At 70.9% G+C, this 12,990-nt stretch carries 12 protein-coding genes; 4 read left to right on the forward strand and 8 right to left on the reverse strand.

Annotation, left to right across the window (positions count from 1 at the left end; genetic code table 11):
* Positions 1–491: 491 nt before the first annotated feature.
* Both VA596_RS38545 and VA596_RS38550 read left to right on the forward strand, forming a co-directional pair.
* Positions 492–1,124: a YigZ family protein gene (locus tag VA596_RS38545; RefSeq protein WP_323334026.1), complete on the forward strand. Its 633-nt coding sequence runs from the start codon at positions 492–494 to the stop codon at positions 1,122–1,124.
* Between the two features lie 282 nt (positions 1,125–1,406).
* The gene (locus VA596_RS38550) at positions 1,407–4,127 is read left to right on the forward strand and encodes a GH92 family glycosyl hydrolase (RefSeq protein ID WP_323334027.1); all 2,721 of its coding nucleotides are present in this window, start codon (positions 1,407–1,409) and stop codon (positions 4,125–4,127) included.
* A 56-nt stretch (positions 4,128–4,183) separates the two neighbouring features.
* Here VA596_RS38550 and VA596_RS38555 read toward each other — a convergent pair whose 3' ends face one another.
* The 3 genes from VA596_RS38555 to VA596_RS38565 form a co-directional block, all read right to left on the reverse strand.
* A complete protein-coding gene (locus tag VA596_RS38555; protein WP_323334029.1) occupies positions 4,184–4,759 on the reverse strand; it encodes a GNAT family N-acetyltransferase in 576 nt (191 codons plus the stop codon).
* Between the two features lie 40 nt (positions 4,760–4,799).
* Positions 4,800–5,057 (reverse strand): hypothetical protein, encoded by a 258-nt coding sequence (locus VA596_RS38560; RefSeq protein ID WP_323334031.1) that lies wholly within the window; start codon positions 5,055–5,057, stop codon positions 4,800–4,802.
* Between the two features lie 128 nt (positions 5,058–5,185).
* Complete coding sequence (locus VA596_RS38565) at positions 5,186–5,641, reverse strand: Lrp/AsnC family transcriptional regulator (protein ID WP_323334302.1); 456 nt, start codon at positions 5,639–5,641, stop codon at positions 5,186–5,188.
* Positions 5,642–5,721: 80 nt separating this feature from the next.
* Between VA596_RS38565 and VA596_RS38570 the strand changes: the two genes are divergently transcribed.
* Positions 5,722–6,738 carry a Glu/Leu/Phe/Val dehydrogenase dimerization domain-containing protein gene (locus tag VA596_RS38570; RefSeq protein ID WP_323334033.1) on the forward strand — a complete coding sequence of 339 codons (1,017 nt, stop codon included), beginning with the start codon at positions 5,722–5,724 and terminating at the stop codon, positions 6,736–6,738.
* A 90-nt stretch (positions 6,739–6,828) separates the two neighbouring features.
* Here the strand turns inward: VA596_RS38570 and VA596_RS38575 are convergent, their stop codons facing one another.
* The gene (locus tag VA596_RS38575; protein ID WP_323334035.1) at positions 6,829–7,638 is read right to left on the reverse strand and encodes a PHP domain-containing protein; all 810 of its coding nucleotides are present in this window, start codon (positions 7,636–7,638) and stop codon (positions 6,829–6,831) included.
* Positions 7,639–7,675: 37 nt separating this feature from the next.
* Between VA596_RS38575 and VA596_RS38580 the strand changes: the two genes are divergently transcribed.
* Entirely contained in the window at positions 7,676–10,414 is a 2,739-nt protein-coding gene (locus tag VA596_RS38580; protein WP_323334037.1) for an FAD-binding and (Fe-S)-binding domain-containing protein, read from the forward strand.
* A 3-nt stretch (positions 10,415–10,417) separates the two neighbouring features.
* Here the strand turns inward: VA596_RS38580 and VA596_RS38585 are convergent, their stop codons facing one another.
* The 4 genes from VA596_RS38585 to VA596_RS38600 are packed head-to-tail and all read right to left on the reverse strand — an operon-like array spanning position 10,418 to position 12,946.
* The gene (locus VA596_RS38585) at positions 10,418–10,981 is read right to left on the reverse strand and encodes a TetR/AcrR family transcriptional regulator (protein ID WP_323334039.1); all 564 of its coding nucleotides are present in this window, start codon (positions 10,979–10,981) and stop codon (positions 10,418–10,420) included.
* 42 nt (positions 10,982–11,023) lie between these two features.
* Entirely contained in the window at positions 11,024–11,221 is a 198-nt protein-coding gene (locus tag VA596_RS38590) for a ferredoxin (RefSeq protein ID WP_323334041.1), read from the reverse strand.
* Positions 11,222–11,231: 10 nt separating this feature from the next.
* Positions 11,232–12,446: a cytochrome P450 gene (locus VA596_RS38595; protein ID WP_323334043.1), complete on the reverse strand. Its 1,215-nt coding sequence runs from the start codon at positions 12,444–12,446 to the stop codon at positions 11,232–11,234.
* Positions 12,443–12,946, reverse strand: coding sequence for a PadR family transcriptional regulator (locus VA596_RS38600; protein WP_323334045.1), 504 nt, complete (start codon positions 12,944–12,946; stop codon positions 12,443–12,445). Before VA596_RS38600 ends, VA596_RS38595 begins: the two co-directional genes overlap by 4 nt.
* Positions 12,947–12,990: the final 44 nt, after the last annotated feature.

Genomic DNA, 12,990 nt, shown 5'->3' on the forward strand with positions numbered 1-12,990 from the left:
CTCATCGAGTGGTTCGAACTGAACCGGTTAACGAGGTGGTCCGGTAGCGCGATGGTCAGTCGAGAACAGTTGCTGTTGTCGAAGTGCAAGATGCCGCGGGGGATCGGCCGGGCGGGGACGCCTGGAAACCGGACGCGGGTCATCTGGGAGGCCGCACAACGCTGGGCAGCCGAACATGTCGGTCCTGCGTGCGCGCAAAGGCAGACCACTGTGGTGGGGGTCAGCCGGAGCGCGCGGTGTTACTCCCGGGTTCGCCGGGTCTTATGACGATAGTGTGAATTCGCTGTTATCGACATACGTCGTTGTCCCCGGGTGGGAAATGCCACGCTTGCGTTGACGGCCCCGGGGGTAGTCCCATATGCCGGGCCGGGCCTCCCGTGACCCGGTCGAATGTGCCCTTGACCTGGGGAAACGTCTGTCCCAAGTGGTCCGGTGCGGGTGGTGTGACCCGGCCCCGGGGTGGCAAGCTGGGTACATGGTGAACCCGTCCGATGACTGATCGTTATCTCTCCGTGGCTCGCGAAGGCGGTCACGAGGTGGAGATCAAGCGCTCCCGGTTCCTCTGCGCGCTTGCTCCGGTGACGTCGGAGGACGCCGCGCGGGAGTTCATCGCGGGCCGCCGGCGCGCCGATCCGGGCGCCCGGCACCACTGCCACGCCTTCGTTCTCGGCCCCGACGGGCGGACCCAACGTTCAAGCGACGACGGCGAACCCGCCGGCACCGCGGGCACGCCGATGCTGGAAGTGCTGCGCCGCCGGGAGTTGACGGACACCGTCGCGGTGGTGACGCGGTACTTCGGCGGGGTGCTGCTGGGCGCGGGCGGGCTCATCCGCGCGTACGGACAGGCTGTCGCGCAAGCGATCGACGTTGTAGGCGTACTAGAACACCGTCGACTCAAGGTGTTCGAGGTCGCGGTCGGCTACGACCGCGCGGGCCGCTTGGAGAACGACCTGCGCGCGTCGCGGTACGTCCTGCGCGCCACCCGTTTCGACGAGCTCGCCCGCTTCGAGATCGGCCTGGCCTCCGATGAGGACACGGCGTTCCACGGCTGGCTCGCCGACCTCACGAACGGCGAAGCCACGGCGACGGAACTCGGCGAGCACTGGGTCACCGCGGGCTCCTGACCCGGACCACGGCCGGGCAGTGGGCTGACCGTTCGCGGATTCGGTTGGCGCGCAACGGTGATTCGGACTTTCGGTGCTACCGCGGAGGTATTCGCCCGTGGCACCATGTGCCTTCCCCGACCCCCGGATCACCACCCCGCCCCCGAAGCGGGCCGCGCACCACCTCCATCACCACTTCAGCCTCACCAGCCTCGAAAAGCCGAGCTTTCGCTACGAAAGTGCGGTGCGAGGCGCGAGGTGACAACGTTGTCATCGCCTGCGTGACGAGGAGAGGAAGGTTCCATGTCCGGACCACTGTCAAGGTTCAGGAGACGGCTTCGAGGAGCGGCGCTCGCCGCGGTCCTCGTGGGCGCGGGGCTCGCCGCGCTGCCCGCCCCGGCCGCCGGCGCCGCGACGCTAGCCCTTACGCAGTACGTGAATCCCTTCATCGGCACGGACAACAGCAACTCGCCCAACCCGGTGCCCGGCGGCGCCGGCGGCAGCACCTACCCGGGAGCGGTCGTGCCGTTCGGCATGACGCAGTTCAGCCCGGACACCCCGACCGGGTCGCCGTCCGGCTACCGCTACGGCGACACCAGCATCGAAGAGTTCAGCCTCACCCACTTCAACGGCGCCGGCTGCCCCAACAACGAGGACCTCGGCCTGCTGCCGATCACCGGCGCGATCGGCACGTCGCCGGGCACCGGCTGGACCGGGTACGCGGGCAGCTACACGAAGGCGAACGAGTCGGCCGCGCCCGGCTACTACAAGAACAAGCTGGACAACTACAACACGACCGTCGAACTGTCCGCCACCAAGCGGTCCGGCTTCATGAAGCTGACCTACCCGAACACGACGACCGCGCGGCTGCTGGTGAACCCCGGCCGCAGCGCGACCGGCAACCGCGCCGGATCCGTCAGCATCAGCGGCAGCCAGCTCACCGGTTCGGCGACCGGCGGCGGCTTCTGCGGTTCGTCCAAGACGTACCAGATCTTCTACGTGATCCAGTTCGACCGCGCGCCCAGCGGCTTCGGCACGTGGCTCGGCGGCACGGTGAGCGCCGGGTCCGCGAGCAGCAGCGGCACGAACGCCGGCGGCTACGTCACGTTCGACACCTCCAGCAACGCAGGAGTCCAGGCGAAGGTCGGCATCTCGTTCGTCAGCCTGGCCAACGCGCAGGCGAACCTCGCCGCGGAGAACCCCGGGTTCGACTTCGCCGGGATCCGCGCCGCGGCCGACACGAGCTGGAACACGATCCTCAACCGCGTCCAGGTGACCGGGGGTGCCGCCGCGGACCTGCAGAAGTTCTACACGGCGCTGTACCACGTGTTCCAGAACCCGAACATCGCCAGCGACACCAACGGCCAGTACCGCGGGTTCGACCAGGCGATCCACACGGCGACCCACACCGTCTACCAGAACTACTCCGGCTGGGACATCTACCGGTCCTGGGCGGCGTTGATCGGGCTGGTCGCGCCGAATGAAGCGAGTGACATCGCGAAGTCCATGGTGCTGGACGGCCAGCAGGGCGGGTTGCTGCCCAAGTGGTCGCACAACAACAACGAGCACTTCGTGATGACCGGTGACCCCGGGCCGATCGTCGTCGGCAGCATGTACGCCTTCGGTGTCCGCGGCTTCGACACGGCGGCCGCGCTGACGCTGATGGACAAGAGCTCCAACGGCGGCACCGCGCAGGGGCAGGCGATCCGCGGGCGCCAGTCCGGGTACGTCAGCCGGCACTACGTCACCGAGGACCCGTCGGACTCGCTCGAGTACTCGGCGTCGGACTTCGCGGTGGCGCAGTTCGCCAAAGCCGTCGGTGACACCACGAAGTACACCACCTACATGCAGCGCGCCCAGTGGTGGCAGAACGTGTTCGGCACCGACTCCGGCTACGTCCAGCCGCGCGGCAGCACCGGCACCTTCGCCTGGCCGGTCGTGCCGTCGAGCAACAGCGGCTACACCGAAGGCAACCCGTCGCAGTACACGTGGATGGTGCCCTACAACTACCAGGGCGTGATCAACCTGATGGGCGGCGCGAAGACCGCCGTCCAGCGGCTGGACCACCACTTCACGCAGCTCAACGGCGGCCTCACCCAGCCGTACTTCTACATCGGCAACGAGCCCGAGCACGGGGTGCCGTGGGCGTACAACTACGCCGCCCACCCGCAGGGCACCAGCTCGGCGGTGCGGCGCGTGATGAACGAGTCGTTCACCACCGGCGCGGGCGGCGAGCCCGGAAACGACGACCTCGGCGCGACCTCGGCGTGGTATGTCTTCGCCGCGCTGGGCATGTACCCGGCGACCCCGGGTGCGGACGTCCTGGCCCTGCACGGCCCGCTGTTCCCCTCGGTCTCGATCATCCGCCCGAGCGGCACGATCCAGATCAACGGCAGCGGGGCCGGCCAGGGCGCGCAGTACGTGCAGAGCCTGAGCGTCAACGGCGTCGCGACGACGAAGTCGTGGATCCGCTACGGCGACATCGCGGGCGCGTCGACGCTGAACTACACGATGGGCTCGTCGGCGAGCGCGTGGGGCACGAACGCGGCGGACGTCCCGCCGTCGTACAACGACGGGTTCACGCCGCCGGCCGCCGCGCCGGAGCTCGGCACGAACCTGGCCCAGGGCAAGGCGGCGACGGGCTCGGCGGCGTGCGCCTCGTCCGAGGGCGCGGCCAACGCCGTCGACGGCAGCCTGGCGAACAACAGCAAGTTCTGCAGCACCGCCGCCACGAAGTTCCTCCAGGTGGACCTCGGGTCGGCGCAGAACGTGTCGTCGTTCGTCGTCAAGCACGCCGGCCTCGGCGGTGAGACCACCGGCTGGAACACCGGCGCGTTCACGATCCAGACGTCGACCGACGGCTCTTCGTGGACGACGGTCGCGACCGTGTCCGGTTCGCGGGCCAGCCGCACGTACCACCCGATCACGACCCGGTCGGCGCGGTACGTGAAGCTGAACATCACCACCCCGGCCAACGACGGCAACGGCGCGGCCCGGATCTACGAGTTCGAGGTCTACCGCTGACCCTTCTGCCGCAGCTGGTCGTGAGTGGTTAGGGCGGTTCTAACCGCCCTAACCACTCACGACCGCGGCCGGAGCGCGAGCCACTCGTCGCGGGTGATCGCGTACTCGACTTCGCCGTGCTCCGAACCCGGGGCACGTTCGTGCTCCGGGAACTCTTCGAAGTACGTGCGGACGAACGTCATCCCCAGTTTCTCCATCACGCGCCGCGAGCGCTGGTTCACCGTCATGGTGAACGCCGTGACGCGCTTGACCCCCAGGTCCTCGAAGCCCTTCGCGAGCAGCGCGGCCGAGCCTTCGGTGCCGTAGCCCTTGCCCCAGGCGGACTGGTGCAGCCGGTAGCCCAGCTCGGGTTCGTCCGGCGGATCGGCCGGCCGCGGCCGGTAGTGGAACCACCCCAGGAAATCACCGGTCGGCTTCTCGATCGCGGCCCAGAACCCGTAACCGGGGAAACGCTCGTAGTAACCGAGGAACGCGGGGAGATCGAGAGTGACGATCTCGGTGCGATCCGCGGGCAGGCCCCCATTGAGGTACTTCATCACCGCGGGGTCGTCGTAGAGCTCGAACAGCGCGTCGGCGTCGTTCTCGGTGAACCGGCGCAGGATCAGCCGCTCGGTTTCGAGGAATACGTGCATCGGATGATGCTGGCAGGGCCCCCACTGCCGGGCAAAACAATTACGCGGCGGCCGCGAAAACCTCACCCAGCGCGTGCGATCCGGCTTCGGTGAGTAGTGCCGGAACGCGTTCGCCGCACTTGCCCGGGCGGGCCGGCGCGATCAGGCCCAGGCGGGCCAGCCGGTGCACGGTGGACTGGTCGCAGCAGCTCAGGCCGTCGATGAAGAGGTCGGGTTCGCAGCTGCAGCTGATCTCGGCGTGGCCCTCTGCCACGGCTCTCAGTGTGGCCCGCTCACGATGGTTCAGTTCGGTGATCATGGCGGCGCCTCCTTCCCGTCGTGCTCATTAGACGCCCCGCCACCGGCAGTTTCCGCCTCTCAGCGTGCGAATCCGGGTATTTAGGGGGCGTAGTCAGGGGTGGCGTGTCGTCTGCGTCCGGGTACCCCTTAGGCCAGTGGTTCCAACGTCGTCTTGCGCAGGTGCCGGAAAATGATCGAAGTGCGGAAGCCGACGACCTCCCGGCGGATCGCGAGCCGGTCGGCGAGGAACGCGTGCAGCCCGTCGATGTCGGGCGTGGTGACTTCGATCAGGAAATCGTCGCTGCCCGCGGTGACGTAGACCGAAAGCACTTCCGGCAGTTCGCCGATCGACTGCTGGAACGCGTCGATCACGGCCCGGCTCAGCGGCCGCACCTGCGCCGCGACCAGGGCCCGGACGCCGCGGTTGAGGCTCGCCAGGTCGATGTCGGCGTGGTAGCCGCGGATGACGCCGCGCTCCCGCAGCAACCGGATCCGCTCGAGGCAGGTCGAGGGCGCGATGCCGGTCTTCCGCGCGATTTCGCGGTTGGTCTGCCGCGCGTCCTCCTGCAGCAGCCGCACGATCGCCGAATCAAGTTCGTCCAGCACCGGGACCTCCTGGTCGTCACCGAATTTAGTTCGGCTGCGGATCTGTATCGTCGATCTTCACTCTAACTTCGGACGTCATGACCGCACATGAGCACCTCATCGCCCGCCGTGGCCGCCGATCCGGGGTCACCACGATGGTCGCCGTCCATTCGAGTGCGCTCGGCCCGGCCGTCGGGGGCTGCCGCCTCAAGGCCTATCCGGGGCTGACGGCGGCCGTCGACGACGTCCTGCGCCTGTCGGCCGCGATGACCGCGAAGTGCGCTGTCGCGGGCCTCGCCTTCGGCGGCGCGAAGAGCGTCATCGCGCTCGAGCCCGGCCGGGTGCTCTCGCCGGCGGAACGGCGGGACGTCCTGCTCGACCACGGCGACCTGATCGCCTCGTTCGACGGCGCGTACCTGGCCGGCCCGGACGTCGGCACCGGCCCGGCCGACATGCTGGTGCTCCGCGAGGTCACGCCCCACGCGTACTGCACGCCCGAGGTGGCGGGCGGCACCGGCTCGTCCAGCGGCCCGACCGCGGCCGGCGTCCTCGCCGCGCTGCGGGCCGCGTCGGGTACGCGGTCGATGGCCGGGCGCCGGGTGGTGATCAGCGGGTACGGCTCGGTCGGCGCCCACCTGGCCGCGAGCCTGCACGCCGAGGGTGCGTCGGTGGTGGTGTCGGACATCGACCCGGCGAAGCGTGCCGAGGCCCGCGACTTCGAGTGGGTCCCGCCGGAGAAAGCGCTCACCATGCCCGCGGACGTGGTCATCCCGGCGGCGGTGGGCGGGGTCCTGACCCCGGAGACGGTGGCCCGGCTCGAAACCCCGCTGGTGGTGGGCCCGGCGAACAACCAGCTGTCCGAAGACGCCGTCGCGGACGCCCTCGCCGCCCGGGGCGTGCTGTGGGTGCCGGACTACGTGGCCAGCGCGGGCGGGATCGTCTACACGCTCTCCCGGGAGGCAGAGGGCCTGGACCACACCGCGGCCCTGGCCCGGGTGGAGGCGATCGAGAACACGGTGACGGACCTCCTGACGGCGGCTCGGTCCCACTCGACCACGCCGCTGCAGGAGGCGGCGGCGCTGGTGGAGCGCCGTCTCGCGGCGGCCGCTGGGTAGCGCCCCAATGTGGCGTTGGTTGCGTCCAACGCACCCAATGTGGCGTTCGGTGCGCTGGACGCACCGAACGCCACATTGGGGCGCTGGGGGTCAGGGGCGCAGGGCGGACAGCACCTCGGGTGCCGTGGTGAAGTGGCCCAGGTGGACCGGCTTGCGGTCGCCGTGGAAGTCGCTCGAGCCCGTTGTGAGCAGGCCCAGCTCCGCGGCCACCGCCCGTAGTTGCTGCCGGACCTCTGGCGGCTGCTCCGGGTGATCCGCCTCCAGCCCGGCGAGTCCGGCGGCGGCCAAGGCCGCCAGTTGGGTGTCCGTGACCTCGGCCCGGCGCTTCGATGAGCGCGGGTGGGCCAGCACCGCCGTGCCGCCTGCCCCGCGGACCAGGGTGATCGCGTCCGCCGTGGGCAGGACGTGCTTCGGGACGTCCGCGCGGCCGCCGTCGGCGATCCAGTCCTGCGTGAACGCGTCGGCCGTCACCCCCGAGGCCACCAGCGCCGCCGCGACGTGCGGGCGGCCCAACGGCGCACCGGCGGCGATCGCCGAGACCTGGGCCAGGGTGATCGGCGCGCCCAGCTCGCGGCAGCGCTCGACCATCCGGACCGCGCGGCGGGTGCGGTCGGTGCGGATCAGCTCCAGCTCGGCGGCCAGCGACGGATCCGCCGGGTCGACGAAGTAGCCGAGCAGGTGCACCTCGGCGTCGTCGAGCCGGCAGGAGATCTCGACACCGGGCACCAGCTCGATCCCGGCCTCGGCAGCGGCAAGCGCAGCTGAAGCCAGCCCGGCCAGCGTGTCGTGGTCCGTGAGCGCCACCACGGTCAGGCCCGCCCGAGCCGCCAGCCGGGGCAGGTCCGCCGGTGGGGTCGTGCCGTCCGAGGCCGTGCTGTGGGCGTGCAGGTCGATCGTCACACAGCGGATCGTGCCACCGATCGTCTTGAATGGGGGCGTGGAGATCCTCACCGACGCCGCCACGCTCGCGCTGTACACGACCGACGCCTCCAACTACCGCCACGTGCCCCGGGGCGTCGTGCTGCCGGAGTCCGTCGACGACGTCGTCGCCGCGGTCGCCGCCGCGCGCGCCCGGGACCTGCCGGTGATCGCCCGCGGCGGCGGCACCAGCGTCGCCGGCAACGCGTGCGGCCCCGGGCTGGTGATCGACACCTCGCGTCACGTCGGCGGGGTGCTCTCCCTCGACCCGGACGCGCGGCTAGCGCGGGTGCTGCCCGGCACGGTGCTGGACGACCTGCAGGCCGTCGCGGCGCCGCACGGGCTGCGGTTCGGCCCGGACCCGTCGACGCACAGCCGCTGCACGATCGGCGGGATGATCGGCAACAACGCGTGCGGCTCGCACTCGGTGGCCTGGGGCCGCACGGTCGACGTCGTCCGCTCGCTGGACGTCCTGCTCTACGACGGCACGCGGCTGCGGGTGGGCCGGGACGAGCCCACCGAGGGCCGGATCTTCGACGAGCTGCGCGCGCTGGTCGGCGACAACCTGGCGTTGCTGCGCAAGGAACTCTCGACGTGGGGCCGCCGGGTGTCCGGCTACGGCCTGGAGCACCTGTTGCCGGAGAACGGTTTCGACGTCGCGAAGGCCCTGGTCGGCTCGGAAGGTACCTGCGTCACGGTGCTCGAAGCGACGGTCGCGCTGGCCGAGCTGCCGAAGCAGCGGGTGCTGGCGGTACTGGGATTCCCGTCCGACATCGCCGCGGCCGACGCCGTGCCGCAGATCCTGCCGTGGTCGCCGCTGACCGTCGAAGGGGTCGACGCCGAGCTCGTCGCGATGATGCCGGGGCGCGCGGACGACCTGCCGCCCGGCGGGGCCTGGCTGTTCGTCGAGCTGGCGGGGGAGGACCCGGCCGGGCGGGCCCGCGCGCTGGCGGCGTCGCTGGAGCTGACCGGGTCGGCGGTGCTCGACGACCCCGTGGCGCAGCGGCGGCTCTGGCGGATCCGCGAAGAGGGCGCCGGCCTGGCGACCCGGCTCGCCGGCGGCGCCGAGGCGTGGCCGGGCTGGGAGGACGCGGCCGTCCCGCCCGAGCGGCTCGGCGCGTACCTGCGCGAGTTCAAGGAGCTGATGCGCGCGCACGGGCGCAAGAGCGTCGTCTACGGCCACTACGGCGAGGGCTGCCTGCACCTGCGCCTGGACTTCGATCTGCTGTCACCGCAAGGGATCGCCGGGTTCCGGCGGTTCCTGGAGGAGGCCGCGGACCTCGTCGCGTCCCACGGCGGCTCGCTGTCGGGCGAACACGGCGACGGCCAGGCCCGGTCGGAGCTGCTGTCCCGGATGTACAGCCCCGAAATGCTCGACGTCTTCGCCCGGTTCAAGGCGATCTTCGACCCCGCCGGGCGGATGAACCCCGGCATCCTCGTCGAGCCGCGCAAGGTCGACGCGAACCTGCGCGTCCGGACGGCACCACTGTCCATAGAGGACGTCACGGTGCTCGGCTACCCGGAGGACCGCGGCAGTTTCGGGCAGGCGATGCGGCGCTGCGTCGGGGTGGGGAAGTGCCGCAACACCAGCGGCGGCGGCGTGATGTGCCCGAGTTTCCGCGCCACCCGTGAGGAGCAGCATTCGACGCGCGGCCGGGCGCACCTGCTCGCCGAGATGATCAACGGCGAGGTCATCACGGACGGCTGGCGCTCCGCGGAGGTCCACGACGCGCTCGACCTGTGCCTGTCCTGCAAGGGCTGCCTGTCGGACTGCCCGGTGGACGTCGACATGGCGACGTACAAGGCCGAGTTCCTGCACCAGCACTACCGGCGGCGGCTGCGCCCGGCGTCGCACTATTCGATGGGCTGGCTGCCGCTGTGGTTGCGGGTCAGCGCGCGGATGCCGCGGCTGGCCAACGCGGCGGGACGGTCGAAGGTGCTGTCCGGCCTGCTGAAACGGCTGGGCGGGATCACGCCGGAACGCGCGCTGCCGGAGTTCGCGCGGACGCCCTTCACGAAGGCGCGCGCGGACCTGCGACGCCAGGCTTCCGGTGACCGGAAGGTCGTGCTGTGGCCGGATTCGTTCAACAACTACCTGACGCCGTCGGTGCTCGACGCGGCCTGCGAGGTGCTGACCGCGGCCGGGTACGACGTCGTGCTGCCCGACCGTGGTGTCTGTTGTGGACTGACGTGGGTGTCGACCGGCCAGCTCGACGTCGCGCGGCGGGTGCTGCGCCGGACGCTGGACGTGCTGCAGCCCTATTTGGACGCGGGCTACGAGGTCGCCGGGCTGGAGCCGAGCTGCACGGCCCTCTTCCGCGGCGACCTGCCCGCGCTGCTGCCCGGTGACGCGCGCGCGGAGCTGCTGGCCTCGCGGACGGCGACGTTCGCGGAACTGCTGGAGCGCGCGCCGATCCCGTTCGCGGCGCTGGACGTCGACACGATCACCCAGGTCCACTGCCACCAGCACGCCGTCCTCGGCTTCGGCGCCGACGAGTCGGCCATGGCGGCGGCGGGCGTCCGCAACACGACGCTGGATTCGGGGTGCTGCGGCCTGGCGGGCAACTTCGGCTTCGAACGCGGCCACTACGACGTGTCGAAAGCGGTGGCGGAGGACCGGATGCTCCCGGCGATCCGCGCGGCCTCGGACGACACAATCGTCGTGTCCGACGGCTTCAGCTGCCGGACGCAGATCGCGCAGGAGTCGGGCCGCCGGGCCGTGCACCTGGCCGAGCTGCTGCGGCGCGCGCTGCCCTAGCGGCTATTCGGTGCGCTCCAGCAACGTCCGGGTGGCGGCGAGCACGAGACGGCAGATGTCGTCCGGGTCGGCGCTGGCCAGGGGTTCCTTGGCCGTGATCTCGCGGACCAGCCCGATGCCGAGCAGCCAGGCGATCGCCAGGTCGGCGCGCAGCTCGGCGTCCGGCGCGTCGGTCAGTTCCGTGAGGGTGGCGGCGTACTCGCGGCCCAGCTCCTGCCGCATCGCCGCGGCGGCGCTGTCGCTGCCCGGCGAGCGCAGGTACGTCTCCAGCGTGCGGTTCCGTTCGCTGCCGGGCTCCAGCATGGCGCGCAGGGTCGCGCTGAACAGGCGTTCCGGCGAGTTCGAGGCGATCTGCTCACGCGTGTTGCGCGCGATGACCGCCTCGAACAGCGCCTCTTTGCTGCCGAAGTACCGGAAGAGCAGCGACTGGTTGGCGCCGGCCTCCTTGGCGATGTCCCGCACGGTCGTCCGGTCGAAACCCCGCTCGGCGAACAGGTTCGCGGCGGCGTCGAGCAGCGCCAGGCGCGTCGCGGCGGCGTCCCGCTTCCGGCCCGGCTGTTCGGTCACCGGTGAAGGTTAACCGGCAAACCGGACGCGGGTGCGGCGCGCCTACGCCTCGGCGAGCCGGATCGCCGCGGCCGGGCAGGTCAGCTCCGCCTGCCGCGCCGCGTCCCGCTCCCCGGCCGGCGGCTCCTCCGCGAGCAGGACCACCGTGCCGTCCTCTTCGTTCTGGTCGAACGTCTCCGGCGCCAGCAGCACGCACTGTCCGGATGCGACGCACTTCTCAGTGTCGACGCTGATCTTCACAGGGCGCTCCTCACCAGGTGACGGGGACGCGGTCGACGCCGCCGGCGACGCGGTTCACGCGGACCGCGATGTCGTCGAGGCCGACGGCGAGGCGCATGTCCGGGAAGCGGCGGAACAGGGCGGGGAACACCGTCCGCAGCTCGGTGCGGGCCAGGTTGGCGCCGATGCAGACGTGCGCGCCGGTGCCGAAGGCGAGGTGGACGTTCGGGGTGCGGCCCGGGTCGAACTCGTCCGGGTCGGCGAACGCCGCGGCGTCGCGGTTGGCCGCGTCGCTGGAGACGAGCACGGCGTCCCCGCGCATGATCCGGGTCCCGGCGATCTCGACGTCCTCGTGGGCGTAGCGCAGCAGGCCGGTGCCGCTGGTCGCGGTCATCCGCAGGATCTCCTCGACCGTCTGGTTCACCTCGCCGTCCGGGTCGGCGGCGAAGCGGTCGCGGCGGGTGGTGTCGGTGAGCAGGAACAGCACGCCCATCGCGATCCGGGTGGACGTCGTCTCGTGGCCGGCGAACAGCAGCCCGGCGCCCATGCGGGCGAGGTCGTCGTCGGTGAACGTCGGGTCGTCGGCCTGGACCGCGACCATGTCGGAGATGACGTCGGGCTGCGGGTTCGCGCGCTTCGCGTCGGCCAGCCCGGTCATGTAGGCCTTGAACTCGTTCATCGCGGCCTGCGCGTCGGCACCACCGTCCATCACGGCGATCCGCTCGGACAGGTTCCGGAAGTGCCCGCGGTCCTCGAACGGGACGCCGAGCAGCTCGCAGATCACCAGCACCGGCAGGGGGAACGCGAGCAGCTCGGTCAGGTTGACCGGCTCGCCGGGGTGGGCGTCGTGCGCGGCCTGCATGTCGTCGAGGCAGCGGGTGGTCAGCTCGTCGATCCGGTCGCCGAGGGCGCGCATCCGCGGCGCGGAGAATGCGGGCGCGAGCATCCGCCGCATCCGCTTGTGCTCTTGTTCTTCGGTGTCGAAGTCGCCGCTCGGGCCGTCCTGGATCGCGGCGTGGGAGATCCGCGACGCCTGTTCCGGCGCCGGGTGCGAGCGGCCGAAACGCTTGTCGCGGAAGACTTCCTTGGCCTCCTCGAACGACGTCACCAGCCACGCCGGGTCGCCGGCGGGGGTGAGCACGCGGCTGATGGGCGCCTGCTGCCGGAGCGCTTCGTAGTCGGGCGCGATCGCCAGCGCGTTGGCGCGGGCGAAGGGCAGCCGAGGGGTCTCTTCGGTGGTGGTCATGAGTTCGCTCCTCGTTTCAGTTCGGAGAGCCAGGCGCGTTCGGTGTCGAACTGCTCGCAGACGTGCCGCATGGTCGCCCGGCTCCACGGGTCGGCCTGGTCGGCGAGCAGCCGCGTCAGGCGTTCGTGCTCGGCGGCCAGCGCGCGGTCGCGGACCTCGATCACGCGCACGCGTTCGTCCTCGCGCAGCCAGCCGAAATTCCCCACCCTGGCGAGGAATTCGGCGTCGTTGAGCCCGAGTTCGGCCGGGAAGTCGGCGAGCATGTCGTGCAGCAGCTCCCGCCCGACATCGGTGACGGTGTAGACGTGCCGCGGCGGTTTGGCCTCCTGTTCCTCCGCGCTGCGGCTCACCGCACCGGCGTCGACGAAGCGGCGCAGGGTCGGGTAGAGCGAGTTGTTCGACAGGGTGTGGCCGGTGGACGCCTCCACGGCCTTGCGCAGCTCGTAACCGTGCATCGGTTCGCGGGCCAGTCTCGACAGCAGCAGGATCTCGATCCACACCTAGGTCACCGTAACCTAGGTCTCCGTGACTCGGCAATGGCTCA

Source organism: Amycolatopsis heterodermiae (genome assembly GCF_034929455.1).
Taxonomy (GTDB): Bacteria; Actinomycetota; Actinomycetes; order Mycobacteriales; family Pseudonocardiaceae; genus Amycolatopsis; species Amycolatopsis heterodermiae.

Bases quoted from the DNA above. Each gene is read 5' to 3' on its own strand.
- VA596_RS38595 (WP_323334043.1), bottom strand. From the start codon at position 12,446: ATGACCACCACCGAAGAGACCCCTCGGCTGCCCTTCGCCCGCGCCAAC.
- VA596_RS38560 (WP_323334031.1), bottom strand. From the start codon at position 5,057: ATGATCACCGAACTGAACCATCGTGAGCGGGCCACACTGAGAGCCGTG.
- VA596_RS38550 (WP_323334027.1), top strand. From the start codon at position 1,407: ATGTCCGGACCACTGTCAAGGTTCAGGAGACGGCTTCGAGGAGCGGCG.
- VA596_RS38570 (WP_323334033.1), top strand. From the start codon at position 5,722: ATGACCGCACATGAGCACCTCATCGCCCGCCGTGGCCGCCGATCCGGG.
- VA596_RS38555 (WP_323334029.1), bottom strand. From the start codon at position 4,759: ATGCACGTATTCCTCGAAACCGAGCGGCTGATCCTGCGCCGGTTCACC.
- VA596_RS38545 (WP_323334026.1), top strand. From the start codon at position 492: ATGACTGATCGTTATCTCTCCGTGGCTCGCGAAGGCGGTCACGAGGTG.